Source organism: Nocardia sp. NPDC049190 (genome assembly GCF_040648115.1).
Classification (GTDB): domain Bacteria; phylum Actinomycetota; class Actinomycetes; order Mycobacteriales; family Mycobacteriaceae; genus Nocardia.
The window spans coordinates 38479-59210 of the sequence record NZ_JBEZDE010000007.1 but is presented as its reverse complement, the minus strand read 5'-3'; the positions used below and the strand labels follow the sequence as shown (position 1 = coordinate 59210).

Below are 20732 nucleotides of genomic sequence, written 5' to 3'. Positions count from 1 at the left end.
GCCGTTGCCGGAGTGCTCCGGCGTGTCGCGGCAGGACCGCGTGGTCAGCCACCGCGCGGTGCGGTCGATCCGTAGGTATCGGAATGATGCCTCGGCGCATCCCTTCCCTGCCGGGTGATTACTTGCTTCAATCTGGGGCTGGCGGACGACGCGGTCCGGCCTCCTCTCGGCAGCAGGAAGTGAGCCAAATCAATGTCGACCCCGGATGAAGTCGTACGCGCGATGTGCCGCAGCTGGTCGGACCCCGATACCGATCCCGATCGGATCAGCGCGTATTTCGCCGAAGACGCCGTCTACCACAACATCCCGATGGAACCCATCGTCGGACGCGCCGCCATCCGCGACTTCATCGCGGAATTCCGTGCCACCTTCGATGCCATCGACATCGACATCCACCACCAGGTGGCTGCTGGCGCGGTGGTCATGAACGAACGCACCGACACCCTGCGCGGCGCGGACCGTGTCACCCCGCTGCGGGTCATGGGTTTCTTCGAGGTCAGCGACGGCGTCATCAGCATCTGGCGTGACTACTTCGACATGGCCGCCATCAACCGCGCCTTCGACGGATAGTGCGGATCAGTCGAGCAGCGCGTCCTCATCCTCGGCGGAGCAATGCGGCAAGCACAGCTCCTGCTCCAGGACGGTTCAGCCAGTTCAGCCGACGATCTCGGTTCTTCGCGTCGGCGGTCGGTCGGCATGGCATCGGAAGCTGCTCGGCCGCAGCGACATCGGTGTCCGGCAAAAACATGGTGAGGTCGGGAACCGAATCGGGGGAGTGCGCGTCGAAAGAGGTGAGTGGGGAAGATAAGTCGCGCACTGCGTGCAAGGAGGGGTTACCGATGGAACGTTGCTCCGGGTGTCATACCGCCTGGCGGAGGGGAATGCGTTCGCGATCGCGGATTCTGCCGGTGACGCGGCGGGAGGAACCGTGTGAGCGGTATACCTCGCGGCGACGCCAGGGTACCCGGCCCGAACCGGAATCCGGGTGAACGCCACCGGGCCGATTCAGCGATCGGCGCCCCCGCGGAATCCGCCGATCCCGAGGGGGCGCCGATCATCGATCACCTGGACGGATTCAGCGCACGGCTGCCGCTGCGGCGACCATGTTGCGCAGCGATGCCTCCACCTCGGCGGGCCCCCGGGTCTTCAATCCGCAGTCCGGATTCACCCAGAGCCGTTCGGCGGGCACCGCTTTCAGTGCCGCGCGCAGCGACGTGGTGATCTCCTCCACGCTGGGCACCCGTGGCGAGTGGATGTCGTACACCCCAGGTCCGACGCCGAGGTCGAAGCCCGCGTCGTTGAGATCGTCGAGCACCTCCATGTGTGAGCGCGCCGCTTCGATCGACGTGACATCGGCGTCCAGTCCGGCGATCGCGTCGATCACCTCGCCGAATTCCGAATAGCACAGGTGGGTGTGGATTTGGGTGGCATCCGACACCCCGGAGGTCGCGAGCCGGAACGACTGCACCGACCACTCCAGGTACGCGGGCTGATCGGCCGTGCGCAGCGGAAGCAGTTCGCGCAACGCCGGTTCGTCGACCTGCACGATCCGGATGCCCGCGGTCTGCAGATCCACCGTCTCGTCCCGGATCGCCAGCGCCACCTGGCGTGCCGAATCACCCAGTGGCTGATCGTCGCGCACGAACGACCACGCGAGAATGGTCACCGGACCGGTCAACATTCCCTTGACCGGCTTGTCGGTAAGTGACTGCGCGTAGCCGATCCACTCGACGGTCATCGGCTCCCGTCGCGCCACATCGCCGAACAGGATCGGCGGGCGCACGCAGCGGGTGCCGTAGGACTGCACCCAGCCCTGTTCGGTGGCCGCGAACCCGTCGAGTTGCTCGGCGAAGTACTGCACCATGTCATTGCGCTCGGGTTCGCCGTGCACCAGCACGTCCAGCCCCAGCTTCTCCTGCAATGCGATGACATCCGTGATCTCGGCGCGCATCCGCCGCACGTATTCGGCCTGGTCGATCTCGCCCGTGCGCAGCGCGGCCCGCGCCAACCGGATCGCGGAGGTCTGCGGGTAGGAACCGATCGTCGTCGTGGGCAGTGCGGGCAGTCGCAGACGATCGCGCTGCAGTTCGCGGCGCAGCTCGGCGGGCGAACGGCGGATCGACTCCGGCCCGAGCCCGGCCAACCGGGCCCGCACCCGCGGATCGTTCAGCCGCGGATCGGAGTGCCGAGAGTCCAGCGCCGCACGCGCCGCGGCCAATTCGGCGTCGATCGCCTCGGTCCCTTCGCGCAGCCCGGTCGCGAGCAGACCGACCTCGGCCACCTTCTCCGCACCGAAGGCCAACCACGACCGCAGCCGCTCGTCCAGCCGGGTCTCGGCGGCCAGTGTGTAGGGCACGTGCAGCAGCGAGCACGAGCTCGAAACCGCCACGTGCGCAGCGCATCCCAACAGGGTGCCGAGGGTCGCCAGGCCGCGGTCGAGGTCGGTGCGCCACACATTGCGGCCGTCCACGATGCCGGCCACCAGCAGTTTGCCTGCCAAAGCCGGCACCGCCGCCACCGCGGAAACGTCGGTGCCAGCGGTGAAGTCGATCGCGACGCCCTCGATCTCGGTGCTGGCCAGCGCGGCGAGTGCGGCATCCGGGTGCCCGAAGTAGGTCGCGACGAGGATCGCCGGGCGATCGGTCGCCGCCGATAGTTCGGCGTAGGTGGTGTGTACCAGATCGATCTCGTCCGCGCTGAGGTCCATGACCACTACCGGCTCGTCGAGCTGTACCCACTGCGCACCCTCGGCGGCCAGCAGACGCAGCAGCTCGCGATATAGCGGGAGCAACTCGGTCAGCCGAGACGCGACGTTGCTGCCGGTCGCCTTCGCCAACTTCAGGAAGGTGATCGGCCCGACCACGACCGGCCGCGCGGGCACCCCAACGGCGACGGCCTCGCGCAGCTCCGCCAAGAGCTTCGCCGGGTGTAGCGAGAACTGGGTTTCCGGTCCGATCTCCGGCACCAGGTAGTGGTAGTTGGTGTCGAACCACTTCGTCATCTCCAGCGGTTCGACGGTGTCGGTGCCGCGCGCCGCGGCGAAGTACCGGTCCAGCGGGTCGGTGATCCCAGCGACCCGCGGTGGCAGCGCGCCGAGCAGGACAGCGGTATCGAGCACCTGGTCGTAGTAGGAGAAGGTGCCGACCGGAATCGAGTCGAGACCCGCGGCGAGCAACTCGGTGAGCTGGGCGTGCCGGAGGTCGCGTGCGACAGCGTGCAATTCGTCGGCGCCGATCCGGCCCGCCCAGTAGGCTTCGGTCGCTCGCTTGAGTTCACGGCGCGGCCCCACCCGAGGTAGCCCGAGAACTGTTGCGGTGAACGGCTTCTGATGTGAAACAGTCAACGATGTTTCTCCATTGCTGAGGTCGAAAACCATCGCCATACGGGCAGGCGGAGAACCATGCGACATGCCGGAGAAATTCCCGGCGGGGGAGCCCGACACGTCAGCGCTGGCGGTCCGCGCCCAATCCACGAGGCGGTGGCCGCCGGGTACGGCGTACCCGGCACGGCTGGCAGGTCTTCGGACTCGCTGGCACCGGCCGGATGGCCGACCTACTGGCCGTCGCTTCCCAAGTCGCGGAGCCTTCCGGCTCGTGAACTCAGTGCCTGGTGACGGCGGTCGTTCCTGCATACCGCTGCGGGACAGTCCCGGATTCCCACCGGGTTCCCTCTCACCCGCCCGGGACGTCTCCGCCCGAACGAGTTCGACTCCGTCGCGCGACGTCGGGGCTCCAACTCGTCGTGCGCCGGTGAACCAGCTGCGCCTTCAGCATAGGACGCGCCGCGCCGCTCGTGGGCGACCGGCCGGGATATCTGCTTGTCGGCGCGAGCCGGCGTCCAGAGAAATCCGCGATGTCGAATCCGGAATTTCCCGGACACCGAGATTCGATCCTCCGAACTCGTCGTTGGCACGACCTAGGGGTGTCAGCATCGATGGACGCCGCTCGGGCAGGGCGTGGACCGCTGCTCGTACCACTCGTCGGCAGGCGTGTGGCGCGTGGTGGTCCCGGGCCTTGGCTGGAGGTCGAGCGGCGCGCGATTCGCCAGAGGTGTCCTCCAGGTAACCATGACTTCGCGGTGGAAGCGGTCGGTGTGCGGAATGCCGCGAAGGGGCTTCTGTGTCGGTGCTGTACATGGCGCCGGGTACCTTAGGTCAATGTTCTCGAAAGTCTTGGTTGCCAACCGTGGCGAGATCGCCATCCGGGCCTTCCGCGCGGCCTACGAGCTCGGCATCGGGACGGTCGCCGTGTTCCCCTACGAGGACCGCAACTCGGTCCACCGGCTCAAGGCGGCCGAGTCTTATCAGATCGGCGAAGCCGGCCACCCGGTGCGGGCCTACCTTTCCATCGACGCCATCATCGAAGCGGCCAAATCGGCGGGTGCGGACGCCATCTACCCGGGATACGGCTTCCTGTCGGAGAACCCGGACTTGGCGGCGGCCTGCGCTCGCGAGGGCATCACGTTCATCGGCCCGTCCGCCGAGGTGCTCGAACTCGCGGGTAACAAGGCCCGCGCCATCGCGGCGGCCAAGGCGGCCGGTCTGCCGGTGTTGCGGTCCAGTGCGCCCTCGGCGGATGTGGACGAACTGATCGCCGCGTCGCACGAGCTGGAGTACCCGATCTTCGTCAAGGCGGTCGCGGGCGGCGGCGGTCGTGGCATGCGGCAGGTGACCGACGCCGCGCATCTGCGCGAATCGATCGAGGCGGCCGCGCGCGAGGCCGAATCGGCCTTCGGCGACCCCACCGTCTTCCTGGAACAGGCAGTGGTGAACCCGCGCCACATCGAGGTGCAGATCCTGGCCGACCAGCACGGCAACGTGATGCATCTGTTCGAGCGGGACTGTTCGGTGCAGCGCAGGCACCAGAAGGTGATCGAACTCGCACCCGCGCCGAATCTGGATCCGGCGCTGCGTGAGCGCATCTGCGCCGACGCGGTGGCCTTCGCGCGGCGGATCGGCTACAGCTGCGCGGGCACCGTCGAGTTCTTGCTCGACGAGCGCGGCAACCACGTCTTCATCGAGATGAATCCGCGCATCCAGGTCGAGCACACGGTGACCGAGGAGATCACCGACGTCGACCTGGTGCAGTCGCAGTTGCGCATCGCCGCCGGGGAGACCCTGCAGCAGTTGGGTCTGAGCCAGGACTCGGTCACGATCCGCGGCGCCGCGTTGCAATGCCGGATCACCACCGAGGACCCGACCAATGGATTCCGCCCCGACACCGGACGGATCACCGCCTACCGTACGCCGGGCGGTGCGGGCATCCGGCTCGACGGCGGCGCGAACCTGGGCGCGGAGATCGGCGCCTACTTCGACTCTATGCTGGTGAAACTCACCTGCCGGGGTCGCGATTTCGGCGCCGCGGTGGCTCGGGCCAGTCGCGCTCTTGCCGAGTTCCGCATCCGTGGCGTGGCCACCAACATTCCGTTCCTGCTCGCGGTGCTCGACGATCCCGATTTCAAGGCGGGCCGGGTGACCACGTCGTTCATCGGTGAGCGTCCGCAGCTGCTCACGCTGCGCGGCTCGGCCGATCGCGGCACCAAGATCCTCAACTATCTGGCCGACATCACGGTCAACAAGCCGCACGGCGAGCGGCCGACCACGCTGTACCCGCATGACAAGTTGCCTCCCATCGATCTGACCGTGCCGCCGCCGGACGGTTCCCGGCAGCGGCTGCTGCGGCTCGGGCCGGAGGGTTTCGCGCGGGCGCTGCGTGAGCAGACGGCGGTCGGTGTCACCGACACGACATTCCGCGACGCACACCAGTCGCTGCTGGCCACCCGGGTCCGCACCAACGGTCTGCTCGGGGTCGCCGGACATGTCGCGCGGCTCACGCCGGAGTTGCTGTCCATCGAGGCGTGGGGCGGCGCGACCTATGATGTGGCGCTGCGTTTCCTGTACGAGGATCCGTGGGAGCGGCTGGCCGCGCTGCGCGAAGCGGTGCCGAACATCTGCCTGCAAATGTTGCTGCGCGGGCGCAACACCGTCGGTTACACGCCGTATCCGCAGCAGGTGACCCGGGCGTTCGTCCGGGAAGCCACCGACACCGGGATCGACATCTTCCGCATCTTCGACGCGCTCAACAACGTCGACCAGATGCGCCCGGCCATCGACGCGGTGCGCGAGACCGGGACGGCTATCGCGGAAGTCGCGATGAGCTACACCGGCGATCTGGCGAATCCGAACGAGTCGCTGTACACGCTGGACTACTACCTCAAGCTCGCCGAACAGATCGTCGACGCGGGCGCGCACGTGCTGGCCATCAAGGACATGGCGGGCCTGTTGCGCGCTCCGGCCGCCGCCCAGCTGGTCACCGCGCTGCGGGACAATTTCGACCTCCCGGTGCACGTGCACACTCACGACACCCCCGGCGGTCAGCTGGCCACCTATCTGGCCGCCTGGCAGGCAGGCGCCGACGCGGTCGACGGCGCCAGTGCCGCGATGGCCGGAACGACCAGTCAGCCCGCGTTGTCCGCGATTGTGGCGGCAGCCGCGCACGGCGAGTACGACACCGGCCTGAACCTGCAGAACGTCTGCGATCTGGAGCCGTACTGGGAAGCGCTGCGAAAGGTGTACGCGCCCTTCGAATCCGGGCTCCCGGCGCCGACCGGTCGGGTGTACACCCACGAGATTCCCGGCGGTCAGCTGTCGAACCTGCGGCAGCAGGCCATCGCGCTGGGGCTCGGTGACCGCTTCGAAGAGGTAGAGGCAAAATACGCCGCAGCGGACCGGCTACTCGGCCGTCTCGTCAAGGTCACGCCGTCGTCGAAGGTCGTGGGCGACCTGGCGCTCGCGCTGGTCGGCACCGGTGTCGACATCGAGGCCTTCGCCGAGGATCCGGGTCGTTACGACATCCCGGATTCGGTGATCGGTTTCCTGCGCGGCGAACTCGGCACCCCTGCGGGCGGATGGCCGGAGCCGTTCCGGAGCAAGGCGCTGGCCGGTCGTGGGCCCGCGAAGCCGGAAACGGCGCTGAGTCCCGAGGACGAGGCGGGGCTCGCGGGTACGTCGCAGCAGCGGCGCGCCACGCTGAACCGCCTGCTGTTCCCCGGCCCGAACGCGGAGTTCCTCGCGCACCGCGAGAAGTACGGCGACACCTCCGGCTTGTCGGCGAACCAATTCCTCTACGGTCTGCGCCACGGCGAGGAACATCGCGTGCAGTTGGAGAAGGGTGTCACGCTGCTCATCGGCCTGGAGGCGATCTCCGAGCCGGACGAGCGCGGTATGCGCACCGTGATGTGCATTCTGAATGGGCAGCTGCGTCCGGTCGCTGTGCGAGACCGTTCCATCGCCAGCGATGTCCCGGCCGCGGAGAAGGCCGACAAGGGCAACGCGAGCCACATCGCGGCCCCGTTCGCGGGGGTGGTGACTCTCGCCGTGTCCGAGGGCGATTCGGTCGCGGTGGGTGACACCATCGGCACCATCGAGGCGATGAAGATGGAGGCCGCGATCACCGCGCCGCGCTCGGGCATCGTCGGTCGGGTCGCGATCGGTCCGGTGCAGCAGGTCGAAGGCGGCGATCTGCTGATCGAGCTGGCCGTCCGCGAGTCTCCCGCCGAATGACGCGGATCGTCGCCGGTGCGGCGGGCGGGCGGCGTTTGCGGGTGCCGCCCGCAGGCACCAGGCCGACGTCCGATCGGGTGCGTGAGGCGCTGTTCAGCGCGTTGGATGCCCGGATCGATTTCGCGGGAGCCCGCGTCCTTGACCTGTACGCGGGTTCCGGCGCACTGGGGTTGGAGGCGCTGTCGCGTGGCGCCGAGCACGCGTTGCTCGTCGAGTCCGACCGCAAAGCAGCCGCCGTGGTGCGTGGCAATATCGCCGACCTCGGACTGCCCGGTGCGCAGTTGCGGATCGCGACGGTGGCGAGCGTGCTGGAATCGGGGGGTGCGGGAGCCTTCGACGTGGTCTTCTCCGATCCGCCCTACGCGATGGAGACCGCGGCGGTGCAGGCAGATCTGTGGGCGCTGGCCGAGCGCGGCTGGCTGCATCCCGGCGCGCTCGTCGTGCTGGAGCGGTCGGCGCGGTCCTCCGAAATCGACTGGCCCCCAGGGTTCGTCCCCGCGAAGTCGCGCCGGTACGGCGAGACCCGCCTGGATCTCGCGGAATTCGAACTCGACGCCGCTACAGGTCCGGCCACCGCCGCCCATCCGTCGCGGTCCTGCTAGCGTCGCCTCATGGCCGGAGCAGTGTGCCCCGGGTCTTTCGACCCGGTGACCTATGGACACCTCGATGTCTTCAACCGGGCCGCGGCCCAGTTCGACGAGGTCGTCATCACCGTCATGATCAACCAGAACAAGCAGGGCATGTTCACCGTCGAGGAACGCATGCAGATGCTGCGGGAGGCGACCACCCATCTGCCCAACGTCCGGGTGGAGTCGTGGCATGGCCTGCTCGTGGACTTCGCGCGGCAGCAGGGTATCTCCGCGATCGTGAAGGGCCTGCGCGATGCGGGCGATTTCGGCTACGAGCTGCAGATGGCGCAGATGAACCAGAAGCTGTCCGGTGTGGACACCTTCTTCATCGCCACCAATCCGTCCTTCAGCTTCCTGTCCAGCTCGCTGGTGAAGGAGGTCGCGACATTCGGCGGCGATGTCACCGACATGCTTCCCCCCTCGGTCCACAAACGCCTGGTCGCCCGCCTCGCCGAACGCAGGGGCTGACCCGAGTAGCGAGGCCCCGCACGAGCTACTCACCGCTCGACCGACACAACGACCGAACCCACCCAGCCACCGCTGGACCTTCCCGCGGAGGTGGAAACAGCACCCCGCCCTCAGCAGAACATGGGTAACTCCCGGGGAATCCCAAATCCCACCTGGCACCTACCGCAGGACCTGAACGGGAATCCCGTGTCACCCACTCGTATGAATCCCCGGCGTGGCGTAACAGCGCCCCTGATCTCGATTGAACATGGGTAACTCCTGGGAACCCCCCCAACCCACCTGGCGCCTATCGCAAGACCTGAACGCGAATCCCGCGTCACAAAACTGGTACGGCCTGAATTCCCGGAGAGGCGGTTCAGAAGACCAGGCCGCGGAGCGCGAGGAAGCGCATGCCGCCGACCACGACCGTGATGGCCAGGATCGCGGCGGCCTGGGCGGTGTCTCCGAGGCCGGGCGCCCAGACGCCGAGTGCGGCGAGTGCGGCGGTCGTGATGCCGAGGCCGACGAGCGCCAGCCCGCCGCCCTCCCACTGGGCGGTGAACCAGCCGACTCGGCCTGCGGCGTGAAAGGTCAGCTGGCGGTGCAGTTCGTTGGCGATCATCGTGCTGACGATCGACCCGACGACGTTCGCGACCAGCGGCCCCGTGCCGTGCATGGCGAAGAACAACAGGACGTAGGCGACGTTGCTGGATCCACCGACCAGCGCGAAACGGATCAACTGGGCGAGGCCTCGATCGCCTCGCACATAGTGGGTCAGTTGCTGGACCTTGGCAGCTACCGGAGCCGTCGGCAGTGCGGGATATGGGCCGCCCCACGGCACGAGGAAACTGGTGGCGTTTACTCCCGACGGTCGCGGCAGTTCCAGAACAGTCATCGTCTTTCCGATCGAACACGAGCTTTCGGTACGCACAACAGCGACGGCTATCGCTTCGTTCCCGTCGACTCCCGCCGCATTCCGCGGGTACGGCATCGTCAGCATGTGCTGACGATGCGGTAATTGCGCATAGTCGGCGGACGTCTGTCCATTCCTCGGCTTCCTCATCCGCGGTCCTCATCGGTCCGTGCCGAAGATCTCGAGCGACCTTCGATTCGAATGTAGCACGAAGTGGAGAGGCAATCTCCACTTGATTGTGTGGCGTGTAAGACACCGGGACGACACACCGGAGGATGGCGTGGCGCGAGCGGTGACGAAGGGCACACTGGACCGCGGTGGAGTTTCGCCGTGAGTCCGCAGAAGGGTAGTGAGCATGTATCGCGTATTCGAAGCACTCGACGAACTGGTCGCCATCGTCGAAGAGGCACGCGGCATCCCGCCGACTCGCAGCTGCATCGTGCCGAGAGGTGAGGTGCTCGAGCTGCTCGACGACGTGCGCGACGCGCTGCCCGGTGAACTCGACGACGCCCAGGACGTGCTCGACCACCGGGACAAGATCGTCGCCGACGCCATGGCCTCTGCCGAGGCCGCGGTGAGCGGCGCCGACGAGCAGGCGGAGCACACCATCGGCTCGGCTCGTGCGGAGGCCGACCGGATCCTCGCCGACGCCAAAGCGCATGCCGACCGGATGGTCGCGGAGGCGAGCAGCCATGCCGACCACTTGGTCGCCGCCGCGCAGGAGGAGGCCGATCGAGTGGTGGCGGACGGCAACGCCGAATTCAAGGCGTTGACCGGTCGCGCGCGCACCGAATCGGAGCGGATGATCGACGCGGGCAAGGCGTCCTACGAACGCTCGGTCGCCGACGGCCTCGCCGAGCAGGAGCGGCTGGTCTCGCAGACCGAGGTGGTGCGCGCCGCACATGCGGAATCGGCCAGGGTCATCGATGCCGCGCATGCCGAAGCGGACCGGTCACGCGAAGAGTGCGACCACTATGTGGACGGCAGGCTGGCCGACTTCGAGGAGACGCTCACCAGCGCGCTGCGTACGGTCGGGCGGGGGAGGCACCAGTTGCGCTCCGGCGCGGGCGCGCCGGACTACGTCACCGAATACCGTAGGTGAGCGGCACGCGTGACCGGCTCGGTTTGGGTGACGGCGGCACGGTCGCGTATCGTCAACGGTTGCCCATATTCCCTCGAGTGTGAGTGAGTTCGTGATGCCCGCCGGTTCCGGTTCCGCGTCGCGTTCCCGTGCGGACCAGCGCCGTGCGCCGGACGCGGCTTTCGTGCTGGATACCCGCAGCCTCGGTCGTAGGCCGGGGACCATGCGGGAGCTGCGCCGAACCCTGACCACGGACCGCCGCATCGGGCTCGATCTGATCGCCATCCCCGCGGGCTCGCAGGTCGAACTCGATCTGCGATTGCAGGCGGTGTCCGAAGGCGTGCTCGTCACCGGAACGGTGTCCGCGACGACCGAGGGCGAGTGCTCGCGGTGCCTGGAGTCGTTCACCGGCGAGGTGAGCCTGGATATCACCGAGCTGTTCGCCTACCCGGACAGCGCCACCGAGCAGACCACCGAGGATGACGAGGTCTACCGGATGGTCGACGACACCCTCGACCTGGAGCCGGTGGTCATCGACGCGGTGGGCCTCGAACTTCCGCTACAGCCGCTGTGTACGCCGGACTGCGCCGGTTTGTGTCCGGAATGCGGGGTACGGATGGCGATTGCGGGATCCGACCACGGGCATGACATACTTGACCCCCGCTGGGCCGGATTGGCTAAGTTCGCCACCGGATCGCCCGGCACCGGCAGCCCCGAAGCGGGCGCGGCCGACCAAGACCGCTAAGCAAGACTGATCAGCCGAATTGGCAAGCAAGAGGACAGAGGAGAAGTAGTCGTGGCCGTTCCCAAGCGCCGGATGTCCCGTTCCAACACCAGGTCGCGGCGCAGCCAGTGGAAGGCCACCGCGCCGACCCTGATCACCTGCCCGAACCGCGCCTGCGGCGAGAAGACTCTGCCGCATATCGCCTGCCCGTCCTGCGGCACCTACAAGGGTCGCCAGGTCACCGCCGCGGTCTGACGTTCGATCAACCATATCGACGTGACCGACGAATCCGACTCGTCCGGTGAACATGCGAGCCTGCTCTCAGCGCTAGGCGTTGATGTACGGCCGGATCTGCTGCGCCTCGCGCTCACACATCGGTCGTACGCATACGAGAACGGTGGACTGCCGACCAACGAGCGTCTCGAGTTCCTCGGCGACTCCGTCCTCGGCCTGAGCATCACCGAGCGGCTGTACCACGAGCATCCCGCCAAGTCCGAGGGTGAACTGGCCAAGCTGCGCGCGAGCGTGGTGAACATGCGCGCGCTCGCCGAGGTCGCCCGCGGTCTCGGCGAGGGCGGTCTGGGTGCGCACCTGCTGCTCGGCAAGGGTGAGGAGCTGACCGGCGGCCGCGACAAGGAGAGCATCCTCGCCGACGGCATGGAGTCGCTGCTCGGCGCCGTGCATCTGCAGTACGGCATCGATGTCGCCCGCTCCGTGGTGCTGCGGTTGTTCGCCGAGTTGCTCGAGCGCGGACCTCGCATGGGCGCGGGCCTGGACTGGAAGACCAGCCTGCAGGAACTCACCGCCGAGCGGGGTCTCGGCGTGCCCAGTTACGAGATCACCTCGACCGGGCCCGACCACGACAAGGAATTCACCGCGACCACGGTGATCGGTGGCCGGGCCTACGGGCAAGGAGTGGGCCGGTCCAAGAAGGAAGCCGAGCAGAAGGCCGCGGGCACCGCCTACGAGGCATTGACCGCCGAATCCTGACATGCCGGAACTTCCCGAGGTAGAGGTGGTTCGGCGTGGCCTCGCCGAGCGTGTGGTGGGCCGTGTCGTCGAATCGGTGACGATTACGCATCCCCGGTCGGTGCGCCGCCATCTCGAAGGCGCTGCTGATCTCGCCGCGCGCCTGGCCGGTCTGAAGGTCGAGTCGGCCGAGCGCCGCGGCAAGTTCCTGTGGCTGACCTTCGACGAGCATGAGGTCGCGCTCGTGGTGCATCTCGGTATGAGTGGCCAGATGTTGGTGCAGCCCGCCGACGCGCCACTGCAGAAGCACGCGCACATCCGCGCCACCCTCGGCGACGGCACCCAGCTGCGTTTCGTCGATCAGCGCACCTTCGGCGGCTGGGCACTGGCACCGCTCGTCGAAGTGGAGGGCAGCCTGCTGCCCGAGCCGGTGGCGCATATCGCCCGCGACCCACTCGATCCTCGGTTCGAGGCCGATGCCGTGGTCGCGGCCATCCGTGGTAAACAGAGCGAGATCAAGCGGGTGCTGCTCGATCAGGGCGTCATTTCGGGCATCGGCAATATCTACGCCGACGAGTCGTTGTGGCGTGCGAAGATCAACGGCGGTCGTCCCGCGTCGGGACTGTCCCGGCCTGCCGTGCGCGGCCTGCTCGACGCCGTGGGTTCGGTGATGAGTGCGGCGCTCGCCGCCGGCGGCACCTCCTTCGACGCGCTCTACGTCAACGTCAACGGCCAGTCCGGATACTTCGAGCGCTCCCTTGCCGTCTACGGTCGCGAAAACGAGCCATGCGGGCGCTGCGGCGCGCCGATCACGCGCGCGCGGTTCATGAACCGCTCGTCCTACACTTGTCCGCGCTGCCAGCCGAAGCCTCGCCGCCCCTAGCGCACGCGAGCTACCGTTCCTTCGAGGGCTGGTCGGAATGTCAGCCGGCTGTGAGGGAGGAAGCATGCGCAAGCTCACCTATTACGTCGCCTCGACCATTGATGGATTCATCGCTACCGAGGAGGGCTCGGTCGACTTCTTCCCGGTCGGTGGTGATCACGGTCCGGCGATCACCGCGCAGTACCCCGAAACGCTGCCGACCAAAGTGCGCGAGGCCATCGGGGTCGACCAACAGAATCGTTATTTCGACACGGTGTTGATGGGGCGCAAGACGCACGACTTCGGGGTGCGTACCGGTACCTCCAGTCCCTATGCGCATCTGAAGCAGTACGTGGTCTCGGCTACCTTGCCCGAGAGCCCTGATCCGGCGGTTGAGCTGATCGCCGAGGATCCCCTCGCGAAGGTTCGCGAGCTCAAGCGGGATACCGGGCTCGGCATCTGGCTGTGCGGTGGCGGTGCACTGGCGCAGGTGCTGCTTCCCGAGATCGATCAGATCTTCCTCAAGCTGTATCCGATCGTGCTGGGCCGTGGGCGGGCCCTGTTCGGCGACGGGCCACGGCTGTCGAAGGCGGCCGAGTTCCGGGTGATCACCAGCCGAGTGTTCGAGGACGGGGTGGCGTTCGTGAAGTACAGCCGGATCCCCTGACACGACCGTGGGAAGTGATCCGAGTGGTGCATCGGACCGGGGCACGGCGCCGGGTCCGGTGGCGGCGTTGCGGGAGATCGGCTTTTGGCTGGAACGCTCGCGCGCGGACACGCATCGGGTCAAGGCCTACCGGCGCGCCGCCGAACTGGTCGCGGAGCTCACCGCGGACGAGCGGGAGTCGCACCGGGCGGCCCGCAGCTGGCGCGAGATCGCCGGCATCGGGCCCAAGACCGCCGCCGTGATCGAGCAGGCGTACGAGGGCGCGGTGCCGCGGTATCTGGCCGAGTTGCGAGGCGCGGCACAGCCGATCGGGGTGGACGGCCGACCGTTGCGGGCGCGGCTGCGCGGCGATCTGCACACTCACTCGAATTGGTCCGACGGCGGGAGCCCGATCGAGGAGATGATGGACGTCGCGGCCGCGCTCGGCCACGAATACTGTGCTCTGACCGACCATTCGCCACGGCTGACTGTCGCCAACGGATTGTCCGCCGACCGGCTGCGCAGGCAGCTCGACAGGATCGCCGAACTCAACGAGCGGATGACGCCGTTCCGGATCCTCACCGGCATCGAGGTGGACATCCTCGACGATGGCGCCCTCGACCAGTCGGCGGATTTGCTCGCGGAGCTGGATATCGTGGTGGCCAGTGTGCATTCGCGTCTGCGTGATGACAGCGCGACGATGACCAAGCGGATGGTGCATGCCGTCGCCGACCCCAATGTCGATGTGCTCGGCCACTGCACCGGGCGTCTGGTCGAGGGCCGCCGCGGCACTCGGCCGGAGTCGTCGTTCGACGCGGAGGTCGTGTTCGAAGCGTGCCGTACCTATGGCACCGCGGTCGAGATCAACAGCAGGCCGGAGCGGCGCGATCCCCCGGCGCGATTGCTGCGACTGGCTGTCGAGATGGGCTGTCATTTCGCGGTCGACACCGACGCGCACGCTCCCGGTCAGCTCGATTGGCAGGGCTACGGATGCGAACGTGCGCTCGCGAACGGTGTCGCGGCCGAACGGGTGATCAATACTTGGCCGCTGGAGGATCTGCTGGCCTGGACTCGGCGTGGGGGAACTCGACCGGTGGGTTAACAGTTGTCGAATAGTCTTTCCGTCGGCGTGTGGGACCGCAATGGCCCCCGAGAATGAGGGGCACACGGACTTCTCGGGGAGTGGGAGCAATCGGTGAGTGACTTTCCGCTCGAAATCGTTTTGGCGCTCATCGGTATCGCGGTGCCGATCGCTGCCTTTCTCTGGGAGTTCGTCTTCGCGGGCCGCAGGCGGCTCGGATATCGGGTGCAGATGGATACGCCGGTCACCGGTGAGATCAGCTCGGTGTTCCCAGGTGTGCTTCCGCAGCTGCGTCCTTCGATCGATGGCGCCAGCCCGAGTTTGAAGGACATCTCCGTCGTCCTGGTGCGGATCGAGAACAGTGGTGTCACGACGATCGACACCCAGGACTATAAGGCGCCCGAATCCGCCAGAATCGGTCTGCACCTGCGGTTCCCGCAGCGCACAGTGATCGGAATGGCGGTGACGGAACTGAGCGATCCGGCACTGGCCGACAACCTCGACGTGGAATCCGGCATCGCGGTGCGCGAGGACGCCGACGGTCACATCGGTGTGATCGATCTCCCCAAAGTGCCGCTGGGCCCCTCCGAACACTACAAAATCCTGGCTATCCTGCAACGCTCCGAAGGGGCCGGAGAATATTCGCCGCCGGTGCTGCGCGGGGGGATCAAGGGTGGTCGGGTCATCGAAACACGAAGCCGCACGGGCGTTTCCCGGATGATGCTGGCGCTCACGGTGTTCCTGGTGTCGGTGATCGTCGTCCAACTAGTGGTCGCCGCGCTGGAGCCGTCGCCGACGGCGCTGGAATGCGCCGCTGGGAAGGTGACGGTGGTCGGTTCGTCGGCCTTCGGGCCGATCGTCCGGGATGCCGCCGATCAGTATCGAAAGCGTTGCCGCGGTGCGGAGTTCACCTTCGAATTCGAGGGAACCGAGCGTGGCCTGGACCGGGTCGCCGAGGAGGGCGCCGGCAATCCCGGACTGCTCGCGATCAGTGACGGTGCGAAGGGCATCGGGTATCCGACCCTGGTGCATCGTCCGCTCGCATTGTCGCTGTTCACCATGATCGTGCACCCCGGGGTCGGCATCCGCGGCCTCACCGTGGCCCAGATCCGGGATCTCTACCGGGGCACGATCGGTAACTGGCGCGAGGTGGGCGGTCCGGATCTGCCGGTCGTTCTGGCCAACCGGAACCCCGGCTCCGGATCGCGAAATGCCTTCGAGCGCAGGGTGCTCGACGCCGGACAGCCCGATCGCCCGCACGTGAGTTGCGCGGCGCTCAAGGGCGCCGTCACCACCTCCTCCGCGCACTGCGAGGTGCAGCTGACCGCGGACATGCGCAAGGCCGTGGCCGAGATACCCGGCGCCATCGGCTATACGGAGTTCGCCGAGGCGATCGATGCGGCCTTGCCGACCGTCGCGATAGATGGCGTCGGCGCCGGCCGTGACGCCGCGTTGCGGCGCACCTATCCGTTCTGGGGCGTCGAGTACGCCTACAGCAATGGAGAACTGCCCGGCGACTCGCTCGCCGCGAGCTTCCTGCACTTCCTGATCGATCAGTCCGGCAAGGAAGTGCTGCGGGCGCACGGTAACGCGCCGTGTACCGACCTACCCGACCCAGGGCGCTGCCTGCCCGACTCGTGACGGTCATCGCCGCGACCGCGCGGCCGTGCACCCCGAACTGTCGGTGGTCTCGGCGAGCATCTTCGTGCACGGTCCACGGTCGCTCGACGGCGCCCCTGCGCCCGATCGGGTGGCATCCACTGTCGATGTCCGATCCGGCCGACGCCGCGCCGAGGCGCAGGCGCGGGAGTTGCCGGCGTTCGTTGCCGCGGGCCGGGACGCCACCGTCGTCATCGAGCGTTGGCGCGGAGTTTGCGAGGCGCGCCAGGGGACCGGCGTACCGACGTCTTGATGATTGCTAAACGTATGCTAGAAGTTACATTTTTTCGCAATCTGAACGGTTTGAAAGAAACCAATCGAGGTACCTCCCTGTCGGCCCCCCTGATCACGTCAGCGGAGTGACCAGGCCAACCATGCCCCATGGACGGCGGTGTAGCTAGAGACTTCACCCCCGCCGCGGCGGCCACTTAGTTCAGTTCGGCGCCCGGTACACCGAGTGCTGGGTGGATGCGAGTGCTACTGGTTGTCCCTGGAAGGAGGGTCATGAGCGCGTTATCCGCGCCGGTCTCGGCGCAGCTGGCATCGTCCGATCTGCATATGGCATCGACAGAACTGATGTCGATCGATCACGTCGATACCCCATTCCGCATTGCGATGGTGGTGCCGCCGTACTTCGACGTACCGCCGAAGGCGTACGGCGGCGTCGAGGCTGTGGTCGCCGATCTGGTAGACGCACTGGTGGCCCGGGGCCACGATGTCACTCTGTTCGGCGCGGGGGAGCCGGGCACCAAGGCCAAATTCGTGCCGGTGTGGGACCGGACGCTGCCCGAGCGCCTCGGCGAGCCCTTCCCCGAAGTCGTGCACGCACTGCGGGTGCGCCGCGCGATCGAGAAGCTCGCTGCGACATCGGGTGTCGATCTGGTGCACGACCACACCTTCGCCGGACCGCTCAACGCCTACGCCTACCAGAGCCTCGGCTTGCCGACGGTGCTGACCGTGCACGGGCCGGTGGAGGACGACATCTACCGGTACTACCAGGATCTCGGCGAGGAGGTGGCGCTGGTCGCGATCAGCGACCGCCAGCGCGAACTCGCCCACGGCCTGAACTGGTCCGGGCGCGTGCACAATGCGCTGAATGTCGACGATTGGCCGTTCCAGGTCGAGAAGGGCGACTACGCGCTGTTCCTCGGCCGGTTCAACGAGTGCAAGGCCCCACACCTGGCGCTGGAAGCCGCACACGCCGCGGGCATTCCACTGGTGCTGGCGGGCAAGTGCAGCGAAGTGCCGGAGAAAGCCTACTTCGAGCAGAAGGTGCGCCCGCTGCTCACGGATAACGATCATCTATTCGGCCTCGCCGACGCGACGGCTAAGCGTAAGCTGCTGGCCAATGCGCGTTGCCTGTTGTTCCCGATTCGCTGGGAGGAACCGTTCGGCATGGTGATGATCGAATCGATGGTCTGTGGAACGCCGGTGGTCGCGCTGCGCGGCGGGGCGGTCTCCGAGGTAGTCGTCGACGGCGTGACCGGCCGCATTTGTGACGACCCTGCCGAATTGCCCGCGGCCATCGCGGAAGTCCAGACGATTGATCCGGCCGCTTGCCGGGCCCACGTGCAGGCGAAGTTCGGTTCCGACACCCTCGGCCGCGGGTATGAGCAGGTGTACCGCAACCTGCTGTGGTCGAGGAAACGGTTCGGGACCATGCCGATCGAGCCGCAGGCCCCCGCCGCGACCACGGTCAGAATCGCGACAAACGGATTGGCGTGACCGGAACCGCGCCTTTGAACCCCGCCCCCCTGAATTCCGGTGAACCGGCCGGATTCGGGGGGTGTGGTTCGGTGACCCTCGTCGAAGGCGGCACGTTTTGCCTGTCGAACCGGCACGGCGACGTCGAGCCCGGTAAGCCGCACGGCCTGTTCTTCCGGGACGCGCGCGTGCTGTCGCGCTGGGAACTGTTGGTAGACGGCAAACCCGCCGAACCGCTGTCGGTGCTGAGTCCGGAGGCGTTCGCCGCCAGGTTCGTACTGCGCAGGCCACCGCAGGCGGGTCTGGCCGACAGCACGCTGCTGGTGGTGCGCGAGCGGATTGTCGCCGACGGCATGCACGAGCTGCTGACGCTGGAGAACATGAGTCGCGAGCCGACCGCGGTCTTGCTGGAACTGCACGTCGACGCGGACTTCGTCGACCTGTTCGCGGTCAAGGAGGGCCGCGGCGGGCACGGCAGGGCGGATCTGACGGTGGCCGACGGGGAATTGGTGCTGCACGACCACGCCGATCGCATGCGAGGCATCTCGGTCTCCGCGACCGTCCAACCCGAGGTGATGCCCGGCACTCTGGTGTGGCGGGTGATCGTGCCGGTCGGCGAGTGCTGGCAAACGGAAATCATCGCCCAGCCGACATTGGGCAATCAGCGTTTTCAGGCGGTTGCCCCCGGTGAGCACTATGGCGTCAGCGCGCCGGGCCGCAAGATCGAGGCATGGCGGGACACCGCGACCGACATCGTCGCGTCCGACCCGGTGCTCACCCGGGTACTGCGCCGCACCGAAAGCGATTTGGGCGCACTACAGATTCACGACGAGTCCGGTGACGGAAGGCCGTTCGTCGCGGCAGGCGCGCCGTGGTTCATGACCCTGTTCGGCCGCGACAGTCTGCTCACCGCCTGGATGGCGCTGCCGCTGGAGGTGGACCTGGCGCTGGGCACCTTGCAGCAGCTGGCTGAACTGCAAGGGCAAGAGGTGAATCCGCTCACCGAGGAGGAGCCGGGCCGCATCATGCACGAGATGCGCCGGGGCCCGGCGGGCGGGCAGGTACTGGGCGGCAACATCTACTACGGGACCGCCGACGCGACACCGCTGTTCGTGATGCTGCTCGCGGAATGTCATCGCTGGGGCGCGCATCCGGAGGCGATCAGGGAGCTGCTGCCCGCGGCCGACGCCGCGTTGCGCTGGATCACCGAGTACGGCGACCGCGACGGCGACGGTTTCGTCGAATATCGTCGAGCGACCGACCGAGGACTGATCAACCAGGGCTGGAAAGACAGCTACGACGGAATCAACGACGCCACCGGACATATCGCCAAGGCGCCGATCGCGCTGTGCGAGGTGCAAGGATATGTGCACGCCGCGCTGCTCGCCAGGGCCGACCTCGCCGAGGTATTCGACGACATCCGGCTGGCCGGGCGGTTGCGGGAGCGCGCCGCGGAGCTGCGCGGCAAGTTCGCCGAACAGTTCTGGCTGCCCGAGCGCGGCTGGTACGCCGTCGCGCTGGACGGCGGCAAGCGGCAGGTCGACGCGCTGACCAGCAATGTCGCGCACTGCCTGTGGTCGGGTATCGCCAGTGACGAGCACGCGGCCGAATTGGTGATGCGGTTGTCGGGTCCGGAGATGGACACCGGGTTCGGGCTGCGGACCCTGGCGTCGAACATGGGCGCCTACAACCCGATGAGCTACCACTGCGGCTCGGTCTGGCCGCACGACACGGCGATCGCGGTGGCCGGGCTGCTGCGCTATCGGCACCTGCCGGGCGCTGTCGAGTTGGCGACTCAGCTGGCCTCCGGATTGCTCGACGCGGCTGCGTCTTTCGACGGGCGGCTACCGGAACTGTTTTGTGGCTTTCCGCGCTCGCGGTTCGCCAGCCCGGTGCCGTATCCGACGTCCTGCTCGCCGCAAGCGTGGGCGAGTGCCGCGCCGCTGTTGCTGGTGCGCGCATTTCTCGGCCTCGACCCCGATGTGCCGAACCGGACCCTCACCGTGCGCCCGCAGCTGCCGCCGACCTGGGGCAAGGTCTCGCTCAAGGCGTTGCGCCTCGGCGCGATCACCGTCGATCTGGACGCGGAGGGCGACCAGATCACCGCCGCTCGGCTGCCCGACGACTGGCGTTTGGTCACTCGGTGACGCGGGAAGGTTGCCGACCGGTCTGCCGGGGTATGCCTCCCGCATAAGGACATTGCCCAGCCGCTGACCGAGACACCGCGCAGGCAGGGAGGTGCACGATGCAGACATCGCTGGATATGCGGGACCTGTGGCGTACACAGCACCGGGACTGCACCGCCGAGCCCACGACGGAACTAGGTATGGACCGCGCTCTGTTTCTCCGGAGTATCCACGCCGGCCATGGTCCGGACTGCCGCCAGTACCTCGCGGCAGCGGCCTATTGCCTCGAACACGGGGACGACTTTTGATCGTGGGTGGTTCACCGCCGGG

At 67.4% G+C, this 20732-nt stretch carries 17 protein-coding genes and 1 riboswitch; of the genes, 15 read left to right on the top strand and 2 right to left on the bottom strand.

Features of this window, described 5'->3' with window-relative positions:
- The first annotated feature begins 192 nt into the window (after nt 1-192).
- On the top strand, nt 193-570 hold the full coding sequence (locus AB0B25_RS08790; protein WP_357176531.1) for a limonene-1,2-epoxide hydrolase family protein: 378 nt from the start codon (nt 193-195) through the stop codon (nt 568-570).
- Between the two features lie 505 nt (nt 571-1075).
- On the opposite strand, the gene metE is transcribed toward AB0B25_RS08790, so the two are convergent.
- Nucleotides 1076-3343, bottom strand: a complete 2268-nt coding sequence (gene metE, locus AB0B25_RS08785) for a 5-methyltetrahydropteroyltriglutamate--homocysteine S-methyltransferase (protein WP_357176530.1) — start codon at nt 3341-3343, stop codon at nt 1076-1078.
- A gap of 169 nt (nt 3344-3512) precedes the next feature.
- A riboswitch (cobalamin riboswitch) is annotated at nt 3513-3686 on the bottom strand.
- 470 nt (nt 3687-4156) lie between these two features.
- Between metE and AB0B25_RS08780 the strand changes: the two genes are divergently transcribed.
- From AB0B25_RS08780 to coaD, 3 genes are read left to right on the top strand one after another with little or no spacing between them, the layout of a single operon-like run.
- Nucleotides 4157-7561 carry a pyruvate carboxylase gene (locus tag AB0B25_RS08780; protein ID WP_357176785.1) on the top strand — a complete coding sequence of 1135 codons (3405 nt, stop codon included), beginning with the start codon at nt 4157-4159 and terminating at the stop codon, nt 7559-7561.
- Nucleotides 7558-8163 carry a 16S rRNA (guanine(966)-N(2))-methyltransferase RsmD gene (rsmD, locus tag AB0B25_RS08775; RefSeq protein WP_357176528.1) on the top strand — a complete coding sequence of 202 codons (606 nt, stop codon included), beginning with the start codon at nt 7558-7560 and terminating at the stop codon, nt 8161-8163. The genes AB0B25_RS08780 and rsmD overlap by 4 nt, the downstream gene beginning before the upstream one ends.
- A gap of 9 nt (nt 8164-8172) precedes the next feature.
- Nucleotides 8173-8658 carry a pantetheine-phosphate adenylyltransferase gene (gene coaD, locus AB0B25_RS08770; RefSeq protein WP_357176526.1) on the top strand — a complete coding sequence of 162 codons (486 nt, stop codon included), beginning with the start codon at nt 8173-8175 and terminating at the stop codon, nt 8656-8658.
- Between the two features lie 355 nt (nt 8659-9013).
- Here the strand turns inward: coaD and AB0B25_RS08765 are convergent, their stop codons facing one another.
- On the bottom strand, nt 9014-9532 hold the full coding sequence (locus AB0B25_RS08765) for a GtrA family protein (protein ID WP_357176524.1): 519 nt from the start codon (nt 9530-9532) through the stop codon (nt 9014-9016).
- A 373-nt stretch (nt 9533-9905) separates the two neighbouring features.
- Between AB0B25_RS08765 and AB0B25_RS08760 the strand changes: the two genes are divergently transcribed.
- The 11 genes from AB0B25_RS08760 (at nt 9906) to AB0B25_RS08710 (ending at nt 20423) form a co-directional block, all read left to right on the top strand.
- Complete coding sequence (locus AB0B25_RS08760; protein ID WP_357176522.1) at nt 9906-10652, top strand: DivIVA domain-containing protein; 747 nt, start codon at nt 9906-9908, stop codon at nt 10650-10652.
- 94 nt (nt 10653-10746) lie between these two features.
- Nucleotides 10747-11376: a DUF177 domain-containing protein gene (locus tag AB0B25_RS08755; protein ID WP_357176784.1), complete on the top strand. Its 630-nt coding sequence runs from the start codon at nt 10747-10749 to the stop codon at nt 11374-11376.
- Between the two features lie 51 nt (nt 11377-11427).
- Nucleotides 11428-11610: a 50S ribosomal protein L32 gene (rpmF, locus tag AB0B25_RS08750; protein ID WP_014987105.1), complete on the top strand. Its 183-nt coding sequence runs from the start codon at nt 11428-11430 to the stop codon at nt 11608-11610.
- 21 nt (nt 11611-11631) lie between these two features.
- Nucleotides 11632-12345 (top strand): ribonuclease III, encoded by a 714-nt coding sequence (gene rnc, locus AB0B25_RS08745; RefSeq protein ID WP_357176520.1) that lies wholly within the window; start codon nt 11632-11634, stop codon nt 12343-12345.
- Between the two features lies 1 nt (nt 12346).
- A complete protein-coding gene (gene mutM / locus AB0B25_RS08740; RefSeq protein ID WP_357176518.1) occupies nt 12347-13207 on the top strand; it encodes a bifunctional DNA-formamidopyrimidine glycosylase/DNA-(apurinic or apyrimidinic site) lyase in 861 nt (286 codons plus the stop codon).
- 64 nt (nt 13208-13271) lie between these two features.
- The gene (locus tag AB0B25_RS08735) at nt 13272-13853 is read left to right on the top strand and encodes a dihydrofolate reductase family protein (protein ID WP_357176516.1); all 582 of its coding nucleotides are present in this window, start codon (nt 13272-13274) and stop codon (nt 13851-13853) included.
- A gap of 7 nt (nt 13854-13860) precedes the next feature.
- Nucleotides 13861-14934, top strand: a complete 1074-nt coding sequence (locus tag AB0B25_RS08730; protein WP_357176514.1) for a PHP domain-containing protein — start codon at nt 13861-13863, stop codon at nt 14932-14934.
- A gap of 93 nt (nt 14935-15027) precedes the next feature.
- Complete coding sequence (locus AB0B25_RS08725) at nt 15028-16554, top strand: substrate-binding domain-containing protein (protein WP_357176512.1); 1527 nt, start codon at nt 15028-15030, stop codon at nt 16552-16554.
- 25 nt (nt 16555-16579) lie between these two features.
- Nucleotides 16580-16825: a hypothetical protein gene (locus AB0B25_RS08720; RefSeq protein WP_357176510.1), complete on the top strand. Its 246-nt coding sequence runs from the start codon at nt 16580-16582 to the stop codon at nt 16823-16825.
- Nucleotides 16826-17130: 305 nt separating this feature from the next.
- On the top strand, nt 17131-18297 hold the full coding sequence (locus tag AB0B25_RS08715; protein ID WP_357176783.1) for a glycosyltransferase family 4 protein: 1167 nt from the start codon (nt 17131-17133) through the stop codon (nt 18295-18297).
- A gap of 14 nt (nt 18298-18311) precedes the next feature.
- Nucleotides 18312-20423: a glycogen debranching N-terminal domain-containing protein gene (locus tag AB0B25_RS08710; protein WP_357176782.1), complete on the top strand. Its 2112-nt coding sequence runs from the start codon at nt 18312-18314 to the stop codon at nt 20421-20423.
- Nucleotides 20424-20732: the final 309 nt, after the last annotated feature.